This window comes from Clostridium ragsdalei P11 (genome assembly GCF_001675165.1).
Lineage (GTDB): Bacteria > Bacillota > Clostridia > Clostridiales > Clostridiaceae > Clostridium_B > Clostridium_B ragsdalei.
In genome coordinates this window covers 116,554-141,657 of record NZ_LROS01000077.1, presented here as the reverse complement: position 1 = coordinate 141,657, position 25,104 = coordinate 116,554, and the positions used below count along the sequence as shown (strand labels likewise).

The window sequence follows — 25,104 nt, the reverse complement described above, 5'->3', positions numbered from 1 at the left end:
TATCATTGAATACCTATTATGAAGTAGAAAACATATTTTATATTGTATCTTCCATCACTTGCCAAGTAATATTTTTTCTCAAAACTTTTACAGGATATCCACCTATAATTGCATTATTTGCTTCTATTTTTTTAAAGATACAACTATTTGCGGCTATAACTATATCATTTCCTATATTTGTTCCTTTTAATATTGTGCATCTAGTGCAAATCCAAACCCTATCCCCGATTATAATTTCTTCATTATCGTTAATATATTCTTTTTTAAAATTGAAAATTTTATGGGCATCGCAATCTACAAATAAGCAATCATAACCTATTAAAACATTATCACCAAATTGTATTTTCTTAACACAACAAATTTTAGTATTAGCACTAATTGCAAAATTTTTACCCAAAATGAGATTACCTTTAACTTGTAATTTTGTACCATTTCCAATATGTGCACTACCTTTAAAATATACTGTTCCAGTCACATGCCAAACTGCACGCATTCTTTTTTTGGTCAAAGAGTGGAAGATTACCAAAACCGATTCTAATCATCCCAAATTTTATAGGAGCTTCAATTACAATCTTTCCATCCATTTTTGACAATACTACCCTGTGTGATAATATTATAGGAAACTTTATTGCATCTTTAAGGCTAAAATACCTAAAGTTAAATAAAATAGTTTTGGGTATACCCAGTAAAGCTAAAAAATATTTATTCATTTGTAACACCTCTAAACTTTGTAATTCTATACAAAATTTAATATTCCCCTTTTTATAGTTATAAATTGTGTTTATACCTATTATGAATTATGAGTTTACAATATCGCTTGGAATTGGTACATATCCTTTTAATTCTCCAATTATAATAACATTTAATTCTTTATTTCCGGGTTCAATATATCCATAGCCAGTGTTTGGATTATCCGGTTTAATTCCAAAGGTTATAATTTAATCTTTTGTTAATGGTTCTAAATTTTTAATAATATTTGCAAATTCCTGACCTTTTGCAATCATATGGTCAGAAGGAAAAACAACTACCGTATCATTACCCTTTTCAGCTATTTCATGAACACCTGCATAAATTGCAGGAAGAGTATTTTTAGCTTCAGGTTCAACAATTATGTTAGCTTCATTATATTCATATCCTAATTCTTCAACAGAACCCATAACTAAAAATTTATATTTTTCATTTGTTACTACATATATATCATCTATATCTGCTAATAATAAACTCCTCTTAAAGGTTTCCTGGAACAAGGATGGCTTATGACTTTGTAATTTTATAAATTGTTTTGGATATCTATCACGACTCAGCGGCTATAACCTTGTACCACTTCCACCTGCTAAAATTATTATTTTCATAATACTAGGCCTCCTTTTTAGCTTTCGCTGCGACAGCTTTTGTTATTAATATTACCTAAAGTGACTTTTCAAAATGACATACATAAAAATATATCTATTAATTGAAACACATGAATCATTAGTATAATTTAACTTATCTCATGCCTCGGATAATATTTCCAGAAAGCATCACCTGAGATTGATACTGTCACTGTTGAAATGGACACTTCATTTTAATTAGTTAATTTGCATACTTAAACACCAATAATATATTATTATAGACAGCATATCACTCTATTTTTACTTATAAGTATATTATTTTTACATCTTACTTAAGTGATTACCTCTTTTTTTAGAAGACCTACAATCGAGCCTGTACCCCAAGCAATACTCGCCGTGTAATTGTAAATTTCTGTAATAATTTTATAATTAATAAAGAACCTACAAGCCACATAACAAATATTACTGCAGTCATTACATAATAGGATATTCCTGTACTTAATCGAATGTTTCTATAAAAGCCACAAATAAATGGTGGGGAAAAGAATAAGCACCAATGTATTGCATATATAGGCAAAGTATTTTTACCAATTGATGCCAAAGCATTAATTCCCATTTTTAAAACATTAAGGTCCTTAGATTTAAATACGTAATTAGTCAATCTATATAAAGTCCAACAAATTGCTAATACAATTAATATTCCAACTACTTTATTCCAAGCGACATGCCCCATATCTTTCCAAACTACTGTTGCAATAGATACAATTACTACAATGTTTCCAATAAAATTAATATATTTTGATATAACTTTTTTATACATAAATGTAATAAACCCAATTACAAACCAACTATAATACCAAATACTTATGCTGTATTTTATTAATGGTAGCTTTGCCAATATAAAATTAATTCCTATTGTTCCAATAAGTAGCATAAGAATGACAATATGCTCATATGAATCATTAGTGTATTTAAATTTTGTTAATACATAATATAATAAGCAATCCACTAACCATAAAAGACAGAAATACATAAATAAATAGCGTAAGAACCAAAAATCAGACCTATAAATTGCCTCAAAAATTCCTGCAAACGATACTTTGTCACCTATTACAAATTGGCGTAAAAAGTAATGAATAATCACCCATACTAAATATGGTATTAATAATCTACTTACTTTCTTTTTTATAAACAACTTTGGATTCTTTGAAGGAAATGAAAATCCTGCAGCATAACCACTTATATACATCAAAAGTGGCATTTGAAAGATTAAGATTAAGTTCCATAAGAAACTAGCTTCCCCTAATAGCAAACTGACTTGAATCGAATGTCCAAGTACAACAACCATAATTCCAAAGCCTCTTATTACATCAACAGAAATATTTCTCTGCTTATTTATTAATAAAACTTTAATTCTTTTCTTTTCCATTATTAACCTCACATATTAAATATCTTGCTAATCCATAATGTATTTCCTGTGTATATTTTTTTATAAATAAACTTGTGTCGATTAGTTTACATCTATTTCATCTTATAATACTCAACATACCAATCCGCAAACCTCTGAAGCCCTTCTTTTATACTCGTTAAAGGCTTAAATCCCACTGCTTCCTGAAGTTTATCCGTTGAAGCATAAGTTGCTGGTACATCTCCTGCTTTTAAAGGTTCAAATATCTTCTCAAATTCTACTTTTCTACCCAATGCATTACTTAATGCTTTTTCCAAAGTCCAAATAAATGTCATAAGTTTTTCAGGTTTATTGTTTCCTATATTTAATACCCTATGTGGAACTGTATCTACCGTAGGATTACTAAGAAGCCTTTGAATTCCTTCTACTATATCATCCACATAAGTAAAATCTCTATATAAATCATGTTCAAAGTCACCATTGTTAAATATCTTAATAGGCTCTCCTTTAAAGTATTTATCAGTAAATCCAAAGTAAGCCATATCCGGTCTTCCCATAGGGCCATAAACTGTAAAGAATCTAAGCCCTGTAGCTGGTATCTTATAAAGATGGCTATAGGTGTAAGCCATAAGTTCATTAGATTTCTTAGTAGCTGCATATAAAGATAACGGATGGTCTACAAAATCTGTTTCTTCAAATGGTACTTTTTTATTAGAACCATATACTGAACTTGAAGATGCATACACAAGATGCTCTACTGGATTATATCTACAAGCTTCAAGTATGTTAAAAAATCCCATAATATTACTTACTATATACGCATCTGGATTCTCTATGGAATACCTTACACCGGCTTGGGCTGCTAAATTTACTACAATATTGGGCTTGTGCTCTTCAAAAATCTTCATTATTATAACCTTATTCGAGATATCTCCTTTAATAAAAGTAAATTTCTCAAAAGGTTTAAGCTTTTCTAATCTTTCATACTTAAGATTTACATCATAATAATCATTTATATTATCAATACCAATTACTTTGCAACCTTTATTTAAAAGTTTTTTAGATAAATAAAATCCAATGAAGCCTGCCGCACCAGTAATTAGGTATATCTTGCTTGTATCCAAAGGTTTGTACTCCAACTTTCTGCCTCCTAAAAAATTTATTTTAATTTTTTCTATAATATAACCTTTTGCTTCTTCACTTGTTCTATGGTTTTCAATCTAAAAGCTAACTTATACTAGGAAGTTCCTAGCATAAGCTAACGAATTAAGTTTATCAGAATTATAATTAAGTTCGTCAAATATAACACTAACATCAAAAGTTAACTCTTCGATACAAGTTCTGGAAGAAGGTTTAAACAATCTAGCTTTAAGATAATTCCATATATTCTCCTGAGGATTCATATATGGTGAATAACGTGGAAGATAAATAAGCTTCAGTTTTTCCTTAACCTTTTGGTAAAAACTTTGAATTAAGAAACTAGTATGATTCTTAGCATTATCAAGGAATACAACAACTTTTTTACCAGGATTAATTTTCATTAAATATTCCAAATGTGATCTTACTTCTTCAGAAGTTATAGATTTATTTGACGGATAAACATCATTTACACAGTGGAAATTGTTCAATATACAGGTTGAACCAATTACATTAATACCTTTGTGGGAAGCATTCTTTTCAAGTATGGGGGGTTCCTCAACTGGACTCCAGCTGGAACGGTTGTACAATTCAACACGAATATCAGTCTCATCTAATGCATATACAACAGTATCAGATGAAGACTCTAAAGTATCTAGTACTTCTAATGTTTTTTTAAAGGCTTCTTGTTCATACTTGTTAGCTTTAGTTGGCATTGCTTGAGCCCTTTTGTATGAAAGATTATTAGCCCTAAGCATTGACCATATGGTAACATCACAAACATCAATAGCATAATTCATTTTTATATACTCAACTAAAAGGCCTAAAGTCCAAGTATGTCCAATAAACTCAAAATCATTAGGAGTTTTATTTAATATAACATATATTAAATCATCAACTATGTCTAGAGATAGTTTCGGAGGTGTTTTGCCACCACGATGTTCTTCTACTGATTGCAATCCAAGTAGGTTCCACCTTTTAACATGTGACACTATTGAAACCTTACTTAAACCAGTAGATTTAATTATTTCATCATTGGAGAAACCTCTATATCTCATAGCTATAGCTTGAATTGCTATTCTTGTATATGATGACTTAATTTTGTTTTGCAGCTCAATTAAATCTTCTAACTTATACCCATGTAATGTATATTCTGCATAGGTTAAGTTATTAGTTAAAAACCCTATCAATAATATAAATTAAAACTAAACTAATTGTTGGTTACTGTAACTTTTGAAACAGCTTTATAAAATTTAGCACAAGGCCTTCCTATAGAATAATACTCTACTCCCGCTTCTCTCATCTCTTTAATGTTATAAATGTTTCTTCCATCATATACTAAAGGGGTCCTCATAAACTTCTTGTATTTTTTCGGTGTAATAGCTTTAATTTCATTCCACTCCGTAAAGATAAAACATACATTTGCTCCCTTTAAAGCCTCTTCTATACTATCAACATATTTTATTGTTCCTTGTCCACCTTTTCCTTCTGGGAATCTTTTTTTGAAGTTATCTATTCCTACTGGATCATAGGCATATATTTTTGCCCCTTGCTTCAATAACAAAGGTATATTTTCAAGCGATGGAGCTTCTCTTAAATCATCTGTACCTGGTTTAAAAGTCAATCCAAGAACTGCTACTTTTAAATCATTAAAGGTAATAAGACGTCTAGAAGCTTTCTTATATAACATAGTCTTTTGATCTTTGTTTACATCAACGGCAGCTTTTACAGTTCTTAATTCATAACTATTTTGCTTTGCAAGATATTCGAGAGCTTTTGTATCCTTTGGGAAACATGAGCCACCGTAACCAATACCAGCATTTAAAAACTTTCTGCCAATACGTTCATCATAGCTCATGCCTCTAGCAACATCCTGAATATCAGCACCAACTAATTCACAAAGATTAGCAATATCATTCATATAAGATATTTTAAGTGCAAGAAAATCATTTGATGCATACTTTATCATCTCTGCAGAACGCCTGCTTACAGATACTATGGGAAGATTAAAAGGTTCATATATTTTCATAAGCATCTCCTCAGCCCATTTGCTTTCAGTTCCAATTATTACCCTTGCTGCATGAAGAGTATCATACACTGCAGTTCCTTGAGCTAAGAATTCAGGATTAGATGCTACTTCTACTTTAACATCATTAACTAAAAAATCTTTAATAAACTGCTCTACTTTATCATTAGTACCTACAGGCACTGTGGATTTCACCACCACAAGGCAGTTTCTTTCTATAGTTTCAGCAATTTGCCTTGCAACAGTAGCTATATAAGTAAGATTAGCTGAACCATCTGCCTGCTCTGGAGTTCCAACACCTATAAAAATAGTATCTGCTTCTTTGTACGTTGTTTTGTAATCAGTGGTGTAATTAAGCCTACCCTCTGCATAATTTTTCTGCATTAAGCCTTCTAAATCTGCTTCATAAATTGGTGAAATGCCTTTTTTCATTAATTCAACTTTCTTTTCATCAATGTCCACGCAGGTAACTTGATGGCCTACTTCGGCAAAACATACACCTGCTACGAGGCCTACATATCCTGTTCCTGCTACTGCTATTTTGTACATAGCGTAATCACCTTCCTTTGGATATATTCTGCAAGCTCCATCAATCCGATTAATTTTTTGTTTATAATTTGTTCACAGACCCCAGGGGTTCTTACGAGTGACCACCATGCCCGAGCTTGCTCATTTCATGTAGTTAAGCTGATCTCCAACAAAATTATTCTGCATCAAGCATTCCAAATTTGCTTCATAAATTGATGAAATACCTCTTTTCATTAATTCAACTTTCTTTTCTAGAATATCAACACAGAGATAACATGTTGACCAACTTAGGAAAAACACACATCTAACACTAGTTCAACATAACCAGTTCCTGCTACTGGTATTTCGTACATAATTATTTACATTCCTTCGATTATATTTCTATAAACTTTATCAATTCACTTCTCTCCATTATCGAGATTAGCTTAGATTGCGTGGCCTATCACTACTATCAGAATAGCAAAACCTCCTATTATATCAAGTGTAGTATTCCTTCTGCTTGCTTAAAAATTTTAGTATGTTCCATTCCTCTTGTCAAAGTCCTTTTCACCTCTTTTAAGATATTTTTGCACTCCACTCTTGATTGTTTCTATCTCAGATTTGTTTATAACGTTCTTAAATATTACTCCTTCAATGATGCAAACGCCTATTTCTCTTGTGTCCTTATATATGAGGGGCATAATAATCTGAATTGTAATGTGAGTAATCAGTGTTGCTACAGCAGAACCAACAATACCCCAATTAGGTATCATCATTGCGTTAAGTACAACAACCACTATTAATCCAGCTAAACAAAATCTATTAACGTACTTATTTTTATCATCATTTGCTAAATATACTTGATTAAGTGTGGACATTGTTGAAATTCCATAATACCAAACAACAATAACTAATGCTTTTGTAGCTCCAAGGTAATCCTGTCCATACAACAAAAGAACAATCCACTTAGCAAATACAGTCACAAAAATTGAATAAGTAGCATTCAACCAAAAAATCACAGAATATGACTGACGCAGCCTTCTTAAAAATAGGTTTCTGTCTTTCGCAGCTGTCTCATAAAGTATTGGAACCAATGATTGAATTAAAGCAGAAGGAAGCATACCCCATAAAGTAGATACTGTAAGCCCAACTGAGTATAGCCCCACTGATTTGGAATCCAGCATATTGCCAAGCATAACTTTATCCACTTGTGAGTATAGGATTGTAATCAAACCCGCAATTAAATAATGATATGACTGATTTATAAGGGACTTACCCAATTTGAAATTGAAGCACAGTTTAAAACCATTTTTTCTTACGTAAAAAAGCATTAAAAATAGCGTCAAAAATATCATATCCGTTGAAGTTGCAAAGGCAAACCATACAATATCTGCTTTGGTGACAAGCAAATATATACGATATAGTGACATTCCGATATAAGCTAGCAGTCCCGCAATACTACTGTACTTAGAAAGTAATTTAGCCTGAAACCAATAGTTTATTGTATCAAATGCACTAAAAACAATTGATAGAGATTCTAATATTGCGATTACAATAATCGTCCTGTCACCGTGAGAAACAATAAACATAAGAGCCACTACGCTTATGGAAGAAAGAACTGCAGTAATAAACCTTAAACAAATTGACGTCCAAATTATCTCGTTATCATCTGAATGTCCATAAGATATCTCTTTAATAACTATTACACTTAGACCAAGAGAAGCAATAGAAGAAAAGAATGATACATAAGCTGCCACATAATTAATTGTTCCAAAATTTGATGGTCCCAGATATCTAGCTGTAGCTAATGATACAAGAAATTGTAAAATCATATTTGCAATTTTTCCACCTATTAACCAACCTACATTACTAAGAAATTTGCTTCTGCTACTCGCCATATCACACCTCTACATTACAATTTCAGTCCATCTACCCGGATAAAAATCATCTTTCCAGAAATCAAGCTGTGGACATATAATTATTTTCTCGATATTCTTATTTAAATAAGCTGCCCACCAACTATAAGAGCTATTTGCTATTATCTGATTTTTACAAGAAGCCATCAGAAAAAAATCATCTAATGTCTTATTTTTACTTGCGTACTGGATAAGAACGCATTCGATTCCTTTAAATTTTTTAAAATACTGCTTAGCGAAATTCATGTCATCCGAAAAAATATAAAATATTGGATTTTCAATCTTTTTCAATATAATCTCAATTGCTTGGTCGTAATAATTCATATTAACAGCACACCCAATCTGAACATAATCTCCCCGGCGAATATGCACTGCCACACTATTACAATTCAGAACTTGTTTTTTTAAATTTAACATATCTTTAGAAACAGTATACGTCGGTGAAAACAAATCAAGTAAATCGTCACGTATCTCATCAAAATACTTATAACTCTGCCAATAACCAGTAAGATAAACATTACGGTTTCCTATATTAAAAACGAATTTATCAAAACTATATGGCTTCTTTTCAACAATACTCATTGTATTCCATCCTATATATTTACGTAATCTAAATCTATTTAAAATAACACGTCCAAATAAATTCTTACTCTTTTTAAATGTAATCCTCTGCTGATAACTAATATTAAGTTTATCAATCTCAACTTCTCTCGAAGGATCATTATCTTGCTGTGTCGTATCTATAATCAACGGTACCTGGTTCAATTTTGAAACAGCATACCCACACGCATAACAAAATAGCTGATTTCCAAACCCCCCATAAACCTTTATAATAACAGCCATTTTTCCACCTCACCAGTAACATCCATTTTCAATGCTTTCTGCTCTAACTGGTTTCTCATTTTCTCCCGGTCTAACCCAATATTCATTATATAATTTAGATACAATCGGATCATCATCCCATCTTCTACCTTTTATTCCAAATAATATTTGCAACATTCCACCCATATGGATAGCTTGTTTACCGGCTTTTTTTAGTTTTGCCGCTAAAGGGAACCCATACGCACCACAACCAATTAATGCAATATCAAAATCTATTTTTAAAGCTTCATTGTACATATACTCAAGAGCATCAAACCAAGTCTCGAATCTCTCATCTTTTTCCCTCGCTAAAGTCTGTATAGCTTTAAGTGTTTTTAAGTCAAAGCTAGGTAACATATCTTTATTTTTAAATAATTTTTCTCGTCTATTGTATTGACTCCTAATAGTTTCACAAAAAGGATGTATCACTAACACTTTTTTATTCTTTAATGCAACTGTCCACGGTATTTCGCTATACCAAGGTTCAAGAAAACGAAGTTGGGTTAAATAAATATCGGATTTCATATAGCGTTTTATGTAATATGCTTCTCTGAACATATTCCAAAATGCCATTACATCTACTTGTGAACAACTTTCTTTCATTATTTCTTTGAACTCCATAGCATATTCTATGCTATATGGAAAAAAACCCGAATATTTTACCAAAGTATCTAATGCATTAGAGTACTTTATCGTAAATTGTAAGTCAAATACTTCCATGTTATAGACTTCTGTTGATCCAAATCTACCTGCCATAAAAGGTAAACCAGAAATAATTTTTTCGGCAATATATTGATTTGATTCATCTACTAAATGTGTAATTTTCCCCGCATAGTACCTTCTTTTCTTGAAGTAGTCACTAGCCATATGTCTATCATACCGTATCATCATTTTTCTTTGAAAAGATGTCAAAATTAAATTGGAATAGTATATTATTACTGCTAGTATTTTATTCAGCATAAATACACGTCCTTTCTATTTCATGAAATCTAGCCCTTTTTTAAGGTATTACTCTTTAATAAATATGGTAAACAATACATTAATTCAAGTATTGAAAAAAAGTAAATAACGCTTGGCAGCTCTGTAATCATCATTATTTCAAAAGAAAACACAGCAATTATCAAGAATTGTGATGCTTTTAAAAAAGGCAACTCACTTGAATAAATTTGATTATCTTTTTTATTCTTTAAGCCTACAATAACCACAACCCAAATAAATGCTACTAATAAAACAATACCACCTTCAATCAAAAACTCCAATATTGCATTATGTGCATAAAAGAATCCTACTGCCCTATACCCATAACCGTATCCAATTATCCAAGATTGTCTTATCTGCTCAAGATTAATTTTCCAAATGTATGTGCGACCTGTAAAAGTCAAACTTTTTTGTAAAATACATTCTATTAAAAAAGATAGTTTATCTTGAATATTAAAAAAAACTATTGAAATATTGAGTAGTACAGCCACTACACTTAATTTAAAATAAGGTAAAGATTTAATTCTACCAGTAAATTCAACATAAAATATGTATACTAAAAGTATAAACCAACCCACCATTCCTGTCGCTGACCAAACTAATAACTCAGTAATAGTAATACATATCAAAAGCAAAAAAAGCCTTTTCGACAGTATCTTCTGCTTTTCTCCATATATTATATTATATAAACCACCTACTACAACTGAATAAATCAAAGGAGACGTAATACTGTTTGATTCTGTTATAAATAAACTATCATCCGATGTCTTCCCTAATACAAAGCAGCCATAAAGAAGATATATAAAATTTATTAAGCAAATTACAGTAAAGTAATCATAGCTCACTTTTAAAAATTTCTGAGCATTTCTTTTTGAATAAATCATTATTAATAGTACGTAGATCAGATTCTTAATAATAAATGTCAAACAATTGAAAACACTTTGTCCACCAATAGAAGTCACAATAATTAGTATTAAATCAAATGATAGTACCACAATAAAAAAGTGAGATATCTTTCCTTTTAATATACAAACAAATATCATATATAACACGCCTAAAATTTGTAGTGCATCAAACGTGTATTTCAAAATACTACTTTTCGTCAAATAATATGGCGGTACAGCCGCCAACAAAAAAATGAACAAAAAAACATTTTGCTTTTGTAATTTCATCTCTTCATACCCTTTCAAATCTTACCTATATAAACGTAGACTGCATCTATAATTTGGCACTTTAGTAAACATCAAATATGGTTCTATAATATCAATTGATTAAAGACGCATTATTTATGATAGATCAGTATAAAACAATTGCGTCAGACACCTACGTAGACAAGGTAATGTTACCTTTTCAAAAAAATTTTAACATATGCACTTATACTGTAGATTATAGCCGTAAGAATGCTATGGTTTTTTTTTAAATAATAAAACCATTCTTTTATAGGTAACCCTTTTGGTGATTCTTTCTTTCTTATACGTGCTCGAATAGAAAGATTTGAATCTCTCCACGTATTATCTCTGGAATTATCATTACAAACACCAACAAAGAAATCGGAAGCAATAATCTGCACTCCATTTCGCCTTGCTTCACAACCATAGTCAAAATCCCCCATAGCGTGATGATAAACCGGATCGATGTTATCAAGTTTTCTAAATATCTCTTTAGGAATTAGCACACAGTTCGCACAAAAAGTATCGCAATATACTCTTTCAGTTCCAGACATAACATTTTTATATCTAGGCCTCCATTTACTAGTTTTTATGGAACCACCATAGGATAATTTACCTGTATCATCGCAAGTAGCACCAACAAGAATCGCTTGCTCTCCTGCTAAGTAGTCAACCAACTTGCTAACTGCCAAATCATAAAAACGAACATCGTCATTAATAAACATCACATAGTCATAGTCAGCTAGATTTCTTCTCTTTGCCGCCTCAATTGCTACACGCATGCCACCAGAATAGAACAAATTTCCGGTGCCTGTAATAACTTCTATATTATGATACTTTTCCAGTGCCTCTGTGGTTCCATCAGAACTACTATCATCAACTACTATAAAATCCAAGTCTATATTATTATTGGTGATTAAAGTATTAACACATGTTAAAGTCTTGTCTTTTCTATTGAAGCAAGTGAAAAGAACTAATATTCTCATTCCATCAAATCCCTTCATTTTAATGCTTCATCTATGGCACCCATATAGCCTTTAGCTACACGACTAAAGTGAAAATCATGAACCTTTTTAAGAGCGTTTTCACCCAGTTTTTTTGCATAATCCTGGTCATCCATAACTTTTTGGATTGCTTCTGCAAACTGTTTGGTATTATGAGGATCAACAATCATTCCACTTACTCCTTCATCAATTAAATCAGGAGCACCGCCAGCGTATATTGTCGAAATAACAGGCAAACCTGCACACATAGCTTCAAGAATGACCAGTCCAAAGCAATCATTTAATGTGGGAAGCACAAACAGATTGCTGGAAGCGTAATGCTTAGTAAGTTCTTCTCGCTGCAAAAAACCAAGGAATTCAACTTTGCTACTCAAATCTAGTTCGTTTACTTTTTGCTTCACATTTTCTAATTCTGGACCGTCTCCCGCTATGAGTAATTTGTAATCACCATTCACTCGTTTAAGGGCCTCTAATAACAATGAAGTACCTTTTCCTTTAACCAAACGACCTACAAACAAAATCTGAAACTTACCCCTTGGTTTATGCTTTACCATATAAGAGTCAATATCAACGGTTAGATAACTTATGTGAATCTTGCTTTCTTCAGCACCATAATTCATTTGAAGTTTCTTAGAATTTATGCTACTAGCAATATAAGCATTAGCTCCCTTTATTATTTTTTTCCTGATGAATATTCTTAATCCTTTGAACTCCTGCTCTGACCTCAAGGTTCCGTCAGTCCAACTAATGAATTTTTTCTTATGAAGCCTACTCCATAAAAATGCTGTCTGCACCGTCATATTATATTCAGAAGCTACAATAACATCAGGTTTAACAGAATTCAACACTCTATTAATGCCATATGAAATAACAAGAAATCTTCTATCAAACTTGGTCGGATATTTAATTTTTAAAGCTTTTAGGATATAATATTTGTTCAATTTCTTATAATTAACATTCCATTTACGAGTCGACCCATTAGTAAAAATCACTGTAAATTCATAATCCATATAATTTTCTTGTAAATACAAGAAAAAATCAACTCGATAAGGTGAAGGTGCATCTGTAATGATAACAACTTTCTTTTTACTATTGATATCCAATATAGCTTCTTCCTCCATTTCATGCCTTATTCCGTAAGCAGCTGTAACATCTGACCTACGGACAGTAATTTACCAAAATTACTAAAATTATATTCAAATTTATTAATAATCCTTTTAAGTATAATATTAATATTACCGATTAATAAAGTCTGATCCTTAAAATTATAAAAATGCATTTATATAAAATTTATGTACCTGTAAAAGCATAAGCTTTTCCTTCGATTATTGGTAATAATTAAAAAAATCGCCCCTAACTTCCATATACCGTAAAGTACAAAATCAAGCTTAAGCTTGTACTTTTTGCTACTAGAATCATAATATCTATTAAACCATTTTAAACCACTACTAAATAAGCTGTATATTCTAACAATTTTATTCTTTTTTATTCTTTAATTTTTTGTGGCTCTTACAATTTTGCTTTTCTTATTTTTAGAACAATCTGCACCTAATATTATCATCCATTTATATTTATACTTAAGCATAAATATAAATTCTTAAAACTTACATTCAGCATGAATAGTTTAACATTTTTTAATACTTGTTTAGCCTAATAATGAACATCAAGGAAATAATTTTTGACTTATTATCTATCTAATACTTATTGTAACATGCAAAATACTCTATCATAGTTAAAATTAATACATTTTATGATAATCACAGTTATATATAAAAATTAATACACTACATTTATTTCTTATAATACATTTATTATGAAAAAATATGTTGGATATAGGTTGCTTACCCAAGTGTTGGACAAATTTCATGCTGAATGTGAGTTAAAATAAACAATATCTTCTGTCCATGTACCTTCCATATAAGATCCATTTGATTTCAAATCTCTAAACATTTCTTCTATTATGAATCTATTTTTATATTCTCTAACAGGTTATTTACTATCCATATTAGTTGCCAGATACCATGTATCTTCTGATTCTTCTACTTTACATACTGCTAAATTACATTTATATTTTTGATATTAACAAAACTCCATTAAATTTCTTTATACCATTTTTTATATGGGCTATACTGTAAGATATTTAAATTTATTCTTTCCTTCTATTTTTATAAGCATATTATTGGTGCATCTTATACAATATTTAAATCCAAGTTTATTTATAAACTTAAATAACTATATGCTTTTAAAGTTTCTATTTCCCAGTAATATAACTTCATAATTTTTAGAATCAAAAATCTCTTTATTATCTTACCCTTCTTCAATTACATCTGTGAAATCATCCTTTAGTTTTTCAGAAATATTTAAGATTACAACTGATTTTGATAGTATTATTCCTATAACTATAAAAACTAAATTTCTCAATCTTTTACTTGTTATAGGTAAAATTTCATATAGTATTTTTTCTAATTCTGTTGTAATATATTCTTGATTATTTAGCATAGTCAAGCCCTTTTCACTGTCCATAGGTCAGGCTGTACCATACAACCTAGTTCCTTGTCATACATTTCTGGTTCAAAAATGATCATACTATTGCCATATATGTAAAATAGACAATACCTATTTTTCAACAAGTACTCCCTCCAGGCAATTTTACCCATTCACCAAGTTTTTGATCGTATTCGGAAGGAGTGAATTCTTCAAACCCATTACCAGGATAAAAGGTTAATTCTCCAAAATAAGGTTTACCCTTAACCTCATAAAAATCAACCCGAACAAACGGAATATCCTGACTTAGTTTTTCTGCAAAGGCTACCATATCCTTATAACTTGCTGGTTTATCAAGCGCCACTTTACTTCTCGGATAATGGCGCTCAAATGGCATTACTCTCCAATCAGTATCGTAGAATGTAACATTCAGGCCCTCTCCACTATGGCGATTAGTACAAACAAATGAACATTTGACTTTCCCATGGAAGCACATTAACTTAAAATCATTCAATTCATTATTTGAACTTTGCTCCATATATTTCTCTGCAATAATACGAGGTTTTACATCTTTATAAGCCCATTCTCTTCCTACATAGTAGAAGTTCTTCTTAAGACATCTATTTATTTTCTTTTTTGTTGCCTTTAAATCTAGTTTTCTCTTATCCTTACAAATCACAAGTCCGCCCGAGTCATGAGTACATTTTAGTATAAACTGATTTGGCAAACTATTAAAGTCAATATTATCAAACTTGTCCCATACACCTAAAGTCGGAATGATGTATTCTTCGCCAATAATATCTGAAACATATTTTTTTACCTCATACTTGTCAACCATAATGGTATATATAGGCTTATGGTCATATAACTTGAGCCACTGTAACTTTTCATTAAAAGTTTGCGGGTTATCAAAATCTAGTTCTTTTCCAAACACAGCTCTGTAACACAATTTAAGATACAACTTGTCTGGAATCCACTTTAGATACCCTTTGCCACCTATGTGTTTAATAAACTTGAATGGATTTCTAACGACTTGAAGCACTATATTTTCTTTATATTTCATTTTAAATGCCTCCCAATACATTCTATAAATCGTTGGACATACTTTTCTTTCGTATATTTATTTTTAGCCTCTTCAAGACAACTCAATCGCATATAGGTATACTGATCATCGCTTAAAGACTCCATCCTAGATATAGAACATTTCAGTGACCTCACATCACCGCTTTTATATATGTATCCAGTTTGACCTTCATTGATCATTTCTGGTATACCACCTCTATCAGTTCCAACAACCGGTGTGCCTTGCAAATACGATTCCATTATAGTCCTTGGCAATGGTTCATCCCATTCTGATGATACTATAACAGCTTTTGCCTCATGTATAACTTCTGCAAGTTCCTTTCCTGTTCTACTACCAATGTATCTGACATTTTTGAGTCCATGTTCTCTGATGTATTTTGTAATTTGTTCAACTAGTTCTCCCGAACCCATTATATCTAATTGTAAATCTATCATATCTTGGAAGGCCTTAATTATAGTAAAAACACCTTTTTCCTTAGATATGCGCCCAAAATACAAATATCTTTGTCTCTCAATTATCTTCTCGTCATTGACGCAATGCCCTTCTATATAGTTGTACATGACATTCATTTTATTAATATTTAAACCATACTGAACGTGTCTATCTCGAACAAATTCAGAATTCGGCATGAAACCGGCTATCTTATCACGATATTTTTTATCAAACTCTTTTTTTGATATATATTTAATCAAAGAATATGCAACACTATTTTTGTAACACCGTTGCTTTACACCAATCCACAGATGTTCGCTACAATTTTTACAACATTCACCGTGGTCGATTGCGCCATTTAAACACATAAGATTATAATTCTGCAAATATTTTAAAACTGGTATATTTCTTTCCATAAGAATCTTATAAATACTGTTGCTTATAATTGGTGATGTATTATGCACTAAGGCAAAATCAACGTGCATCGCATCTAAAATAGCATTGATTTCTTTTACTGTATCTGGGTTATAAATTGCTTTTATTCCAACTATCAACTTACCAAGCTTTCCCTTTTGGGCTATTTCGTTGTTTGATTTATAGTATCGAATAATATGCAAACCATACTCTTCCAACACATCTCCGATTAGCTGTGCTGTTTTTGTCTCACCGCCTTGGATGAGATAATCATTATGAACCTGTAAACACACTAGATTTCTATGACATTTTTCCATATTTACATTCTCCGTTTATTGTTTTACTTAAGCTATTTTTAAGTACTGCTCAAACTATTTATTGCTTAATAACAACCTATTTACCTAATAATTATTTCAGATTTTCATGATGCCAACTGACATCGTGTTTAATAATTTTTGCCGGCGTACCAACAATTACACTATTACCTTCAAACTCTTTTCCGGTCACAATGCTACCGGTACCGACAATGGTCTCATCGCTAATTTTTGTACCTTTTAGAACAATCACCTTATTACCAATCCAAACATGATCACCAACCGAAATACTAGATGAATAATTGATGCGTTTTCCTTCTTTATCAAGGATGGAGTGACTATCACCAGTTCTAAAAGTAACCTCACTTGATAACAAGCACCGAGAACCGATTGAAAGTTCACATCCTTCAATGCAAGCCAAATGTGCCTTGCCAGTAAAATGCGTATTGTGCCCGATAGAAACAGTGTTCGAGTCATCCTGTACATAAACTTCTAATTCATTGGCTACACAATCATTTTCAATTTTAACGAAGTTATTATTTCCATAGAATCTTATTGTTGTATTTTTCAGCCTACACCCTTCTTCAATTTCCAATTTATTTCTATGCCCACAGTTAACTACATTCATATGGTAGGCAAATACACCCTTCCACGAAACTTTAAGGGTTCTTTTACCTTTAATACGATTAACGCCAAAGAAACGATAGATTGCCGCAAGAACAAACAATAGCATTCTGTTATCTCGAATAAAACGTTTGAGTTTATTCATCCTATTTTCCCTCAGATCCTTAAAATTTTTTCACTATACCGCATTGGGCTTACTATATTTCCTAAACAGTGTTTTCCTTTAGCATCCTGCAATGCGAACCACCAATTATGCATTTTCCATTTACAAAGTTCTTAGTAACAATACTATTGGCAACAACTACCGTATCAGATGCGATAGTAACGACTTTATATACCTTTGAAAATGCTCCAAACCATACTCTATCACCCACACAAATCGGTTGCTGGTGTTTAAATACTTTTTACTATTCTTATCATAAATTTTGTGTGCATCTCCATCAGAAAACTGACGTCGCTAGCCAATTAGTACATCATTACCAAACAAAGCTTCGGTGTAGCAAATAATGGTAGTAAAACCTGAAACTCGGTATCTCTTTCCAAATTACAATTTACCGTAATTATCAATTGCACTTCCATTTTGAATACTAACCTTTCCTTTAAAAGTACTGCTACCTCCGTTAACCCAAGTCATCGCCAATTTAGAATTATCAAAGATTTCGGTAGTTTGGAATCCTAGTTTCACCATTCAGAACTTAATATGGCAATAAAACATAATACCCCCTCTAAGTTTATTTAGCAAAACTTTATGGAATAACAATATAGACATTTTCAGACCGTTTAAACCTAAGTAATAGAGATTAAAAATATTGTTTTAGAAAGTCCTAAAACTGTATATAAGGCTAATTTGAGCTCTTTCTTCATACTCACTTCCCTCTAGCAACTAACCACAAAAACTTCGTATTGGTATAAAGGTAGCGCTTGAACAGTCTCCTCGGATCCTGTAGAAGCCTGTAGACCCACTCAAGATTGATTTTCTGCATCCATTGTGGAGCTCTCTTAATATTGCCAGCATAATAGTCGAAACCAGCCCCTACACCAACCATTAATCCTTTAACCTTACCCTTATGCATTGCCATCCATTTTTCCTGTTTGGGAGCACCAAGTCCTATCCATACGAAATCCGGGTTTATATCATTAATTTCTTTAATAATCTCCTCATCCTCCGCTTGTGTGATTGGATGAAATGGAGGACTATGCATACCAACAATTTGTATACTCGAGTAATCCTTTTGAAGTTTGTTGCACAACCTTCCCAACGTTTCTTTTGTTGATCCATAAAAGTAATGGCGATATCCATTTTCTACAGAAATCTTAAAAATCTCACCCATTAAACTAGGACCAGCAACACGATCCATATTTTGATATCCACGTTTTCTCCCTAATGTAGATAAAGGACCACCATCAGGCAAAGCCATGATACCACAATTCTGAATGGCACAGTACTCAGGATTTTCATAACTTGTTACCGTAGTATGGACATTCGATACACATATGTAATCACCTGATAAATCCTTTATATATTTTTTTATATACTTAATCACCCAGTCCATATCAACAGCAGCTATATTTACACCAAGGATGTTACACGTAGGAACCTTTGACTTATCTATGTTTCTAATATAGTCACTATAACATATATCCCCTGTTGCCTTAATAGATTGCGAATCAGGAACTTTTTCCTGTGGATTAATTACTTTAGGCACTCATAATCACTCCTAATAATAGTTCAAGTGGAAATTATTGTTTTAATTTAAGCTATTATTTTTCAAATACCATTCATAAGACGTACTAATTCCCTCTTTCAGTTCCATCTTATACTTCCATCCCAACCCTTCTAGTTTGGACACATCTAATAACTTTCTTGGTGTTCCATCAGGCTTACTAGTATTAAATTTCAACTCTCCTTTGAACCCTACAACTTCCTTTATCATTTGTGCTAATTCACCAATAGTAACCTCTTTGCCTGTGCCAATATTCACATGCTGTTCCCCATCATAATTTTCCATAAGGAACACACATCCATCAGCCATATCATCTACATAAAGAAATTCCCTTAGAGGTTTACCTGTTCCCCATATTTCTACTTCCGATTTATTATTAATTTTAGCTTCATGAAATTTTCTTATAAGAGCCGGCATAACATGAGAAGTCTCTAAGTCATAATTGTCATTTGATCCATAAAGGTTAGTTGGCATACAACTTATGAAGTTATCTCCATACTGCCTTTTAAAGAACTGACACATTTTAAGACCTGATATTTTTGCTAGTGCATATCCTTCATTTGTAGGCTCTAAATATCCTGAAAGTAAATATTCTTCCTTTATAGGCTGGGGACACATTTTAGGATATATACATGAACTTCCTAAAAAAAGAAGCTTTTTTACCTTAAAATCATGGGCTGCCTTTATAACATTATTTTGTATTTCCATGTTAATATATATAAAATCTGCTGGTGTTTTATTATTAGCATTTATTCCACCAACATGTGCAGCTGCAAGGAAAACATACTCCGGCTTTTCTTCTTCAAAGAACTTTCTTACTGCCTGCTGATCAGTTAAATCAAGTTCAGAATGAGTTCTTCCTATTATATTAGTATACCCTTTGCTCTTTAAGTTTCTCACTATAGCAGAACCAACCAATCCTCTATGCCCTGCCACATAAATCTTACTGTCTTTATTCATACACCCACGTCCTTGTAAATTTTATTTGGTAGCTGCAGCTTCTGCTTTCATTGCAAATTCTTCTGTGCCCATTCCTGTAATCTCTTTCATATCTGCATCTACCATCATCTTAACTAGATTTTTAAAGCTTACTTTTCTTTTCCATCCTAGTTCTTTTTCAGCCTTAGAGCAGTTTCCCCACAAAAGTTCTACTTCTGATGGTCTGAAATACATTGGATTTACATCTACTAAAAGCTTTCCTGACGCCCTGTCATAGCCTTTTTCCTCTACCCCTGTTCCCTTCCATTCAATTTCTATACCTACTTCTTTAAATGATAATTCTACAAATTCTCTTACTGTATGAGTCTCATTCGTAGCTATAACAAAATCCTGTGGTCTATCCTGTTGTAATATAAGCCACATAGCTTCCACATAATCTCCTGCAAAACCCCAATCTCTTTTAGCATCTAAATTGCCTAAGGACACCTTTTCCTGGTTTCCTGATACAATATTTGCAACTGCCCTTGTAACTTTTCTTGTAACAAAAGTCTTTCCTCTTCTTGGAGATTCATGATTGAATAGTATTCCATTGCATGCAAAAATCCCATAAGATTCTCTATAATTTACTGCTATCCAATAGGAATACAGTTTAGCAGCACCATAAGGGCTCTTTGGATAAAAAGGAGTTTTTTCACTTTGCGGAGCTGTACCGGGAAGTCCCCCAAAAAGCTCTGAAGTTGATGCTTGATAGTACCTACATTTAACTCCACTTTCTTTTATGGCATCTAGTATTCGAAGTGTACCTAATCCATCCGTTTCAGCAGTATATTCTGGTACTTCAAAAGATACCTTAACATGACTTTGAGCCCCAAGATTATATATTTCATCTGGTTTAATTTTTTCAATTATTCTATTTAAATTACTGGAATCTGTTAAGTCTCCATAGTGAAGAAATAAGGTTTTATTTCCTATCTTAGGATCTTCAAAGAGGTGATCTATCCTTTTAGTATTAAAAGTACTGGCCCTTCTAATAATGCCATGCACCTCATAACCTTTTTTTAGTAAAAATTCTGTCAGGTAGGAACCATCCTGTCCTGTTATACCTGTAATTAAAGCCTTTTTCATTTTATTGCCTCCACTTTCTCTATTCTGCATTTTCATCTCCAAAGAATACACCTAAAGTTTTAAATATAAGCTTTATATCCAGCATTGTACTTCTATCCCTTATATACTCTAAATCCAATCTCATCCAATCATCAAAATCAATGCTGCTTCTTCCCATTACCTGCCAGTAGCACGTAAGACCTGGTTTTACAATAAGCTTAGTCTTCTGATACTCAGTAAACTTTATCACCTCATGTGGAAGGTTAGGTCTTGGACCAACAAGTGACATATCCCCTTTAATTACATTGAACAATTGAGGAAGTTCATCAATGCTGGTTCTTCTTATAAACTTACCTACCCTTGTAATTCTTGGATCTTTTTTTATCTTAAACATAGGTCCTGTCATTTCATTTTTACTTCTAAGATTGACCAAAAGTTCCTCTGCATCATCTACCATGGAGCGAAATTTATACATTTTAAAAGGTTTTCCATTCATACCCACTCTCATTTGAGAAAATATAACAGGTCCCCTTGAATCCAGCTTGATTGCAATAGCCACCATCAACATCATAGGAGAAAAAGCAATGATACCTATGAAAGATAAAATTAAATCCATACTTCTTTTAACAAAATAATAAGCAGTACTTTTTTCATACTTTTCCATATTTTCTACTGTTACTTCCATAGGTCTACTTTGCAGTTCTGTCATATAATCCCCCCTACTTATACAATAATCAAACTCTCATAACACTTTTTTTAAACAAAATCTTTATATTTATATGCAACTTTCTTCAAATCTAGAACTAATTTTATATATTATATTAACCTCATCAATTTTAATCATTGCAAAAATAAACCCAGCATCAAACGTCTTATGAGAAACTCACTTCCGTTAAACCTCTCATAAAATTCCTCATCTGATCTGAGGCCTATTAATTCTACATTGATATTTTCCTTTGTAAACTATTAAATTTCGTTTTAATGGTCATAAGCTTTAACCAACTTATCCATTCTTTTCACTAATTAGATTAATATAACGCCTTTACATTTAATTATAATACCCTACTTAAATATAGACAACCTTTAAATATAACTTATTTGCAAAATTCAAGAAAAAAATCCATCTTTAATTTTAACTTTACTAAAATTAAAAATAGACAATTTCTAATACATTATTTTTAAAAACCTTGTCATATTATCCTGCTTTTTTAACATAATTTGTATTTAAAATAAAAAAATAGCGTCTGGATTTGCCAGACGCTTCAACTTTTCCTTTAGACTTTCTAATTGAAACTTGAAAGCACATTTAAAAACTTTTTGTATAAGTCTTAGTACGATATTTTAAAAACTCTATATAACGCCTTCTAACTTAAAAATAAGCTTATGCGTAGAAATATTTTACAATAAGCAAGTACATTTAAATATTTTGTATATAAGTCTTAATAGAAAATTTATTAAAAAGCTTAGGGTTTTTGAATTGTTTGAGGTACGAGTTTTCAAAAACCCTTAGGTTTTTATAAATTTTCTGATTAGACTTATCAAAATATTTAATCGTACTTGCGGTTTTAAAAATATTCGGAGCATAAGTTTATTTTTTGCTTAGAAACTCTATATATTTTTTTAAACTCTCCAGGGCTTTTCTCTTCCTATATACCGCAGTCCTATAAGAGATCCTCTCTTTTTCAGCATACTTATTTAAGCTTTTATCTTGAATATAGTACCAATCTATTAAATCCCTTTTATCCTCAGGAAGCTTGTCCATAGCTTTATTCAACTGAATTATGAGCTTTCTTTTTATCAAATCCTCTTCAATATTTTCATCTGAAGCTATCATATTTATGAACTCGCACCCTTCCTCATTTTTGCTGTAAAGGCTGCAGCAGCTTACTTTCCTTATATTGCTTCTTATCATGTTATAGAAATTCTTTTTAACAGAACTTTTCACATAGGCGGCAAATGGATATTTAGAATTTATATCATACATTCCAATTGCTTTTATAACAGAACATCGCCCTTCCTGTATCAAGTCCTCCATATCATATCCTTTTATATAAGTACATTTTGCCATATTAATTACCATACCATTGAATTTGATGCATATATCCTCTACTGCATTTTTGTCTCCGCTTTGGGCTCTTTCAAGTAAAATTTCAAGCTGTAGATTTTCCATACTTTTATCCTCCTAATTTTCAAATTTCATCAAGTCCGATTTTTAAGTAATAGTTCTTTCTAAGCTTGTTCAACTTTTTCCTGAGCCTATACACTCTTTGCTTAAGTGCACCATAATTGCAATTGTTTTTTCTAGAATATTCCTTCAAATTGTCATAGTTAATAATTAAATACATAGTTTTTCTTTCTTTTTCATTTAATTGTCCATTAAGATATTCAAGCATTTCCTCTAAAATAATTTTATTTAATATCGCATCTTCCATAGTCATGCTTTCTTTACGCCTAATACACATATAGTCCATTGCATTTTCTTTGGTGAAATCGTTTTCTAAATTTAGTGTAATATTTTTTACTTTAGAAGTACTATTTATAGCATTTACTATGACACTGCTTATTATCTTTTTGTTGTAGCTTGTAAATTCACTCCAGGTGCTTCCCCTGAATTTTTCACAGTATACAATCATTTTGTAAATACATTTATTTATCACATCTTCTTCATAAATACTTCCACAGTGTTTAAACATCTTTTCATCATAAAGTTCTTTTATAATTTTTATAAAACGTGTTTCTAGTCTAGCTATCCAGTAAGGTTCTCCATTTTTAACTCCCTTTATAAGCTCCTTCAGGTGGATGTCATTTTCCATAGCCATTCCCCCAATACAGTATTTTCAAAGGTAATCTTTACAACATAACATCTATATCATTTATAATTAGAATGTATACTATGTAAATTAAGCTAAATATGAGAATATATACCTCTACTATATAAGACCACATTTTATCCATAAAAGTAACACTTTTTATCCAACTTTTTGTAATAAACTAGAAACAGCGGATTTAGACAACACTAGCCTAAATCCGCTGCTTTTTACTTACCTATGCCTATTTTACCTCAAGTTCTGTAGTTGAACTATCTAAAATATGTGCTGCATCTATGGATTTTAAATCTCCACTTTTTGAAGTAAATACGTTTTTTGCAATAATTGCAGTCATAGCATTTTTTACTTCCAGGTCTGTGATGCCCTCTTTTACATTTTGAACTTTTATGGAAGTTTTTTTGCCTTGCTCATTAAAGAAACTCATAACTAATGATTTACTCATATTTTTCCCACCCTTCTTTTCAATTCACATTTCAAATTTCACAGTTCACAATTTTAAGTTTAAGCAGTTACTGTTATGGCATTCTGATCTTGTTTTACAAGTTCATTTAATGTTTTTCCAAGAAGCTTTTCTATTTCCTTTGCAACATCGTAGATATCCTGGTCTGCAGCAGTTGTCTTGATGTTTGAAAATCTCTGTTGTTTAATTACCTCTTTTCCTTTTGCGTCTAAACCATCCTTATACTTTAGTATTAATGAAGTTTGTAATATTGTTGACTTTACAGCCATGTTTATCAACCCCTTTCAAGTAGTATATATGCAGCTTTAAAAAAACAGGCAAAATTTTTTCAAAAAAATAAAATGGTTAGAATATCTAGCT

Annotated in this window: 27 protein-coding genes; all 27 read right to left on the bottom strand. The window is 31.5% G+C overall.

Translation table 11 applies throughout. From position 1 onward, the window contains the following. Positions 1-37 precede the first annotated feature (37 nt). The 27 genes from CLRAG_RS19310 to CLRAG_RS19195 all read right to left on the bottom strand — a co-directional run bounded on the left by CLRAG_RS19310 (position 38) and on the right by CLRAG_RS19195 (position 25,013). The gene (locus CLRAG_RS19310; protein WP_083985809.1) at positions 38-475 is read right to left on the bottom strand and encodes an acyltransferase; all 438 of its coding nucleotides are present in this window, start codon (positions 473-475) and stop codon (positions 38-40) included. Next, positions 453-710 carry a hypothetical protein gene (locus CLRAG_RS20315; RefSeq protein WP_083985808.1) on the bottom strand — a complete coding sequence of 86 codons (258 nt, stop codon included), beginning with the start codon at positions 708-710 and terminating at the stop codon, positions 453-455. Before CLRAG_RS20315 ends, CLRAG_RS19310 begins: the two co-directional genes overlap by 23 nt. 228 nt (positions 711-938) lie before the next feature. Next, positions 939-1,304 (bottom strand): sugar phosphate nucleotidyltransferase, encoded by a 366-nt coding sequence (locus CLRAG_RS21165; RefSeq protein ID WP_275507594.1) that lies wholly within the window; start codon positions 1,302-1,304, stop codon positions 939-941. A gap of 388 nt (positions 1,305-1,692) precedes the next feature. Beyond that, positions 1,693-2,760: an acyltransferase family protein gene (locus CLRAG_RS19300; RefSeq protein ID WP_065079886.1), complete on the bottom strand. Its 1,068-nt coding sequence runs from the start codon at positions 2,758-2,760 to the stop codon at positions 1,693-1,695. Between the two features lie 92 nt (positions 2,761-2,852). Continuing rightward, positions 2,853-3,878: a GDP-mannose 4,6-dehydratase gene (locus tag CLRAG_RS19295; RefSeq protein ID WP_065079885.1), complete on the bottom strand. Its 1,026-nt coding sequence runs from the start codon at positions 3,876-3,878 to the stop codon at positions 2,853-2,855. 93 nt (positions 3,879-3,971) lie between these two features. Next, on the bottom strand, positions 3,972-5,066 hold the full coding sequence (locus CLRAG_RS19290) for an IS630 family transposase (protein WP_083985807.1): 1,095 nt from the start codon (positions 5,064-5,066) through the stop codon (positions 3,972-3,974). Between the two features lie 20 nt (positions 5,067-5,086). Next, entirely contained in the window at positions 5,087-6,451 is a 1,365-nt protein-coding gene (locus CLRAG_RS19285; protein WP_065079884.1) for a UDP-glucose dehydrogenase family protein, read from the bottom strand. A gap of 491 nt (positions 6,452-6,942) precedes the next feature. After that, positions 6,943-8,307 (bottom strand): flippase, encoded by a 1,365-nt coding sequence (locus CLRAG_RS19280; protein WP_065079883.1) that lies wholly within the window; start codon positions 8,305-8,307, stop codon positions 6,943-6,945. 9 nt (positions 8,308-8,316) lie between these two features. After that, positions 8,317-9,168: an alpha-1,2-fucosyltransferase gene (locus CLRAG_RS19275; RefSeq protein ID WP_065079882.1), complete on the bottom strand. Its 852-nt coding sequence runs from the start codon at positions 9,166-9,168 to the stop codon at positions 8,317-8,319. A 9-nt stretch (positions 9,169-9,177) separates the two neighbouring features. Then, a complete protein-coding gene (locus CLRAG_RS19270; RefSeq protein ID WP_065079881.1) occupies positions 9,178-10,146 on the bottom strand; it encodes a hypothetical protein in 969 nt (322 codons plus the stop codon). 29 nt (positions 10,147-10,175) lie between these two features. Next, positions 10,176-11,336 carry an O-antigen ligase family protein gene (locus CLRAG_RS19265; RefSeq protein WP_167351593.1) on the bottom strand — a complete coding sequence of 387 codons (1,161 nt, stop codon included), beginning with the start codon at positions 11,334-11,336 and terminating at the stop codon, positions 10,176-10,178. A 170-nt stretch (positions 11,337-11,506) separates the two neighbouring features. Beyond that, entirely contained in the window at positions 11,507-12,337 is an 831-nt protein-coding gene (locus CLRAG_RS19260; protein ID WP_083985806.1) for a glycosyltransferase family 2 protein, read from the bottom strand. Then, the gene (locus CLRAG_RS19255) at positions 12,334-13,458 is read right to left on the bottom strand and encodes a glycosyltransferase family 4 protein (RefSeq protein WP_065079879.1); all 1,125 of its coding nucleotides are present in this window, start codon (positions 13,456-13,458) and stop codon (positions 12,334-12,336) included. The genes CLRAG_RS19260 and CLRAG_RS19255 overlap by 4 nt, the downstream gene beginning before the upstream one ends. A 1,186-nt stretch (positions 13,459-14,644) precedes the next feature. Continuing rightward, positions 14,645-14,836: a hypothetical protein gene (locus CLRAG_RS19250; protein WP_065079878.1), complete on the bottom strand. Its 192-nt coding sequence runs from the start codon at positions 14,834-14,836 to the stop codon at positions 14,645-14,647. A gap of 2 nt (positions 14,837-14,838) precedes the next feature. Next, positions 14,839-14,964 (bottom strand): hypothetical protein, encoded by a 126-nt coding sequence (locus CLRAG_RS21270; RefSeq protein WP_275507592.1) that lies wholly within the window; start codon positions 14,962-14,964, stop codon positions 14,839-14,841. After that, on the bottom strand, positions 14,961-15,884 hold the full coding sequence (locus tag CLRAG_RS19245; RefSeq protein ID WP_065079877.1) for an ATP-grasp fold amidoligase family protein: 924 nt from the start codon (positions 15,882-15,884) through the stop codon (positions 14,961-14,963). Before CLRAG_RS19245 ends, CLRAG_RS21270 begins: the two co-directional genes overlap by 4 nt. After that, positions 15,881-16,954, bottom strand: coding sequence for a glycosyltransferase (locus CLRAG_RS19240; RefSeq protein WP_167351592.1), 1,074 nt, complete (start codon positions 16,952-16,954; stop codon positions 15,881-15,883). The genes CLRAG_RS19245 and CLRAG_RS19240 overlap by 4 nt, the downstream gene beginning before the upstream one ends. 205 nt (positions 16,955-17,159) lie before the next feature. Continuing rightward, the gene (locus tag CLRAG_RS19235; protein ID WP_065079875.1) at positions 17,160-17,834 is read right to left on the bottom strand and encodes an acyltransferase; all 675 of its coding nucleotides are present in this window, start codon (positions 17,832-17,834) and stop codon (positions 17,160-17,162) included. A 61-nt stretch (positions 17,835-17,895) separates the two neighbouring features. After that, on the bottom strand, positions 17,896-18,063 hold the full coding sequence (locus CLRAG_RS20740) for an LbetaH domain-containing protein (RefSeq protein WP_154105033.1): 168 nt from the start codon (positions 18,061-18,063) through the stop codon (positions 17,896-17,898). Between the two features lie 492 nt (positions 18,064-18,555). After that, entirely contained in the window at positions 18,556-19,395 is an 840-nt protein-coding gene (locus CLRAG_RS19230; protein ID WP_242872183.1) for a WecB/TagA/CpsF family glycosyltransferase, read from the bottom strand. 42 nt (positions 19,396-19,437) lie between these two features. Then, positions 19,438-20,373 carry a GDP-L-fucose synthase gene (gene fcl, locus CLRAG_RS19225; RefSeq protein ID WP_065079874.1) on the bottom strand — a complete coding sequence of 312 codons (936 nt, stop codon included), beginning with the start codon at positions 20,371-20,373 and terminating at the stop codon, positions 19,438-19,440. Between the two features lie 21 nt (positions 20,374-20,394). Then, positions 20,395-21,477: a GDP-mannose 4,6-dehydratase gene (gene gmd / locus CLRAG_RS19220; protein WP_065079913.1), complete on the bottom strand. Its 1,083-nt coding sequence runs from the start codon at positions 21,475-21,477 to the stop codon at positions 20,395-20,397. Positions 21,478-21,496: 19 nt separating this feature from the next. Continuing rightward, on the bottom strand, positions 21,497-22,165 hold the full coding sequence (locus tag CLRAG_RS19215; protein WP_154105032.1) for a sugar transferase: 669 nt from the start codon (positions 22,163-22,165) through the stop codon (positions 21,497-21,499). Positions 22,166-23,044: 879 nt separating this feature from the next. After that, positions 23,045-23,626 (bottom strand): sigma-70 family RNA polymerase sigma factor, encoded by a 582-nt coding sequence (locus CLRAG_RS19210; RefSeq protein ID WP_065079873.1) that lies wholly within the window; start codon positions 23,624-23,626, stop codon positions 23,045-23,047. 19 nt (positions 23,627-23,645) lie between these two features. After that, a complete protein-coding gene (locus tag CLRAG_RS19205) occupies positions 23,646-24,269 on the bottom strand; it encodes an RNA polymerase sigma factor (protein WP_065079872.1) in 624 nt (207 codons plus the stop codon). Between the two features lie 238 nt (positions 24,270-24,507). After that, a complete protein-coding gene (locus CLRAG_RS19200; protein WP_065079871.1) occupies positions 24,508-24,726 on the bottom strand; it encodes a DUF2922 domain-containing protein in 219 nt (72 codons plus the stop codon). 59 nt (positions 24,727-24,785) lie between these two features. Beyond that, complete coding sequence (locus tag CLRAG_RS19195; RefSeq protein ID WP_065079870.1) at positions 24,786-25,013, bottom strand: DUF1659 domain-containing protein; 228 nt, start codon at positions 25,011-25,013, stop codon at positions 24,786-24,788. Positions 25,014-25,104 lie beyond the last annotated feature (91 nt).

Excerpts from the sequence above, each read along its gene's own strand:
- CLRAG_RS20315 (WP_083985808.1), bottom strand. The coding sequence starts at position 710 with ATGAATAAATATTTTTTAGCTTTACTGGGTATACCCAAAACTATTTTA.
- CLRAG_RS19300 (WP_065079886.1), bottom strand. The coding sequence starts at position 2,760 with ATGGAAAAGAAAAGAATTAAAGTTTTATTAATAAATAAGCAGAGAAAT.
- CLRAG_RS19285 (WP_065079884.1), bottom strand. The coding sequence starts at position 6,451 with ATGTACAAAATAGCAGTAGCAGGAACAGGATATGTAGGCCTCGTAGCA.
- CLRAG_RS19280 (WP_065079883.1), bottom strand. The coding sequence starts at position 8,307 with ATGGCGAGTAGCAGAAGCAAATTTCTTAGTAATGTAGGTTGGTTAATA.
- CLRAG_RS19275 (WP_065079882.1), bottom strand. The coding sequence starts at position 9,168 with ATGGCTGTTATTATAAAGGTTTATGGGGGGTTTGGAAATCAGCTATTT.
- CLRAG_RS19270 (WP_065079881.1), bottom strand. The coding sequence starts at position 10,146 with ATGCTGAATAAAATACTAGCAGTAATAATATACTATTCCAATTTAATT.
- CLRAG_RS19265 (WP_167351593.1), bottom strand. The coding sequence starts at position 11,336 with ATGAAATTACAAAAGCAAAATGTTTTTTTGTTCATTTTTTTGTTGGCG.
- CLRAG_RS19260 (WP_083985806.1), bottom strand. The coding sequence starts at position 12,337 with ATGAAGGGATTTGATGGAATGAGAATATTAGTTCTTTTCACTTGCTTC.
- CLRAG_RS19255 (WP_065079879.1), bottom strand. The coding sequence starts at position 13,458 with ATGGAGGAAGAAGCTATATTGGATATCAATAGTAAAAAGAAAGTTGTT.
- CLRAG_RS19250 (WP_065079878.1), bottom strand. The coding sequence starts at position 14,836 with ATGCTAAATAATCAAGAATATATTACAACAGAATTAGAAAAAATACTA.
- CLRAG_RS19245 (WP_065079877.1), bottom strand. The coding sequence starts at position 15,884 with ATGAAATATAAAGAAAATATAGTGCTTCAAGTCGTTAGAAATCCATTC.
- CLRAG_RS19235 (WP_065079875.1), bottom strand. The coding sequence starts at position 17,834 with ATGAATAAACTCAAACGTTTTATTCGAGATAACAGAATGCTATTGTTT.
- fcl (WP_065079874.1), bottom strand. The coding sequence starts at position 20,373 with ATGAATAAAGACAGTAAGATTTATGTGGCAGGGCATAGAGGATTGGTT.
- gmd (WP_065079913.1), bottom strand. The coding sequence starts at position 21,477 with ATGAAAAAGGCTTTAATTACAGGTATAACAGGACAGGATGGTTCCTAC.
- CLRAG_RS19215 (WP_154105032.1), bottom strand. The coding sequence starts at position 22,165 with ATGACAGAACTGCAAAGTAGACCTATGGAAGTAACAGTAGAAAATATG.
- CLRAG_RS19210 (WP_065079873.1), bottom strand. The coding sequence starts at position 23,626 with ATGGAAAATCTACAGCTTGAAATTTTACTTGAAAGAGCCCAAAGCGGA.
- CLRAG_RS19205 (WP_065079872.1), bottom strand. The coding sequence starts at position 24,269 with ATGGAAAATGACATCCACCTGAAGGAGCTTATAAAGGGAGTTAAAAAT.
- CLRAG_RS19200 (WP_065079871.1), bottom strand. The coding sequence starts at position 24,726 with ATGAGTAAATCATTAGTTATGAGTTTCTTTAATGAGCAAGGCAAAAAA.
- CLRAG_RS19195 (WP_065079870.1), bottom strand. The coding sequence starts at position 25,013 with ATGGCTGTAAAGTCAACAATATTACAAACTTCATTAATACTAAAGTAT.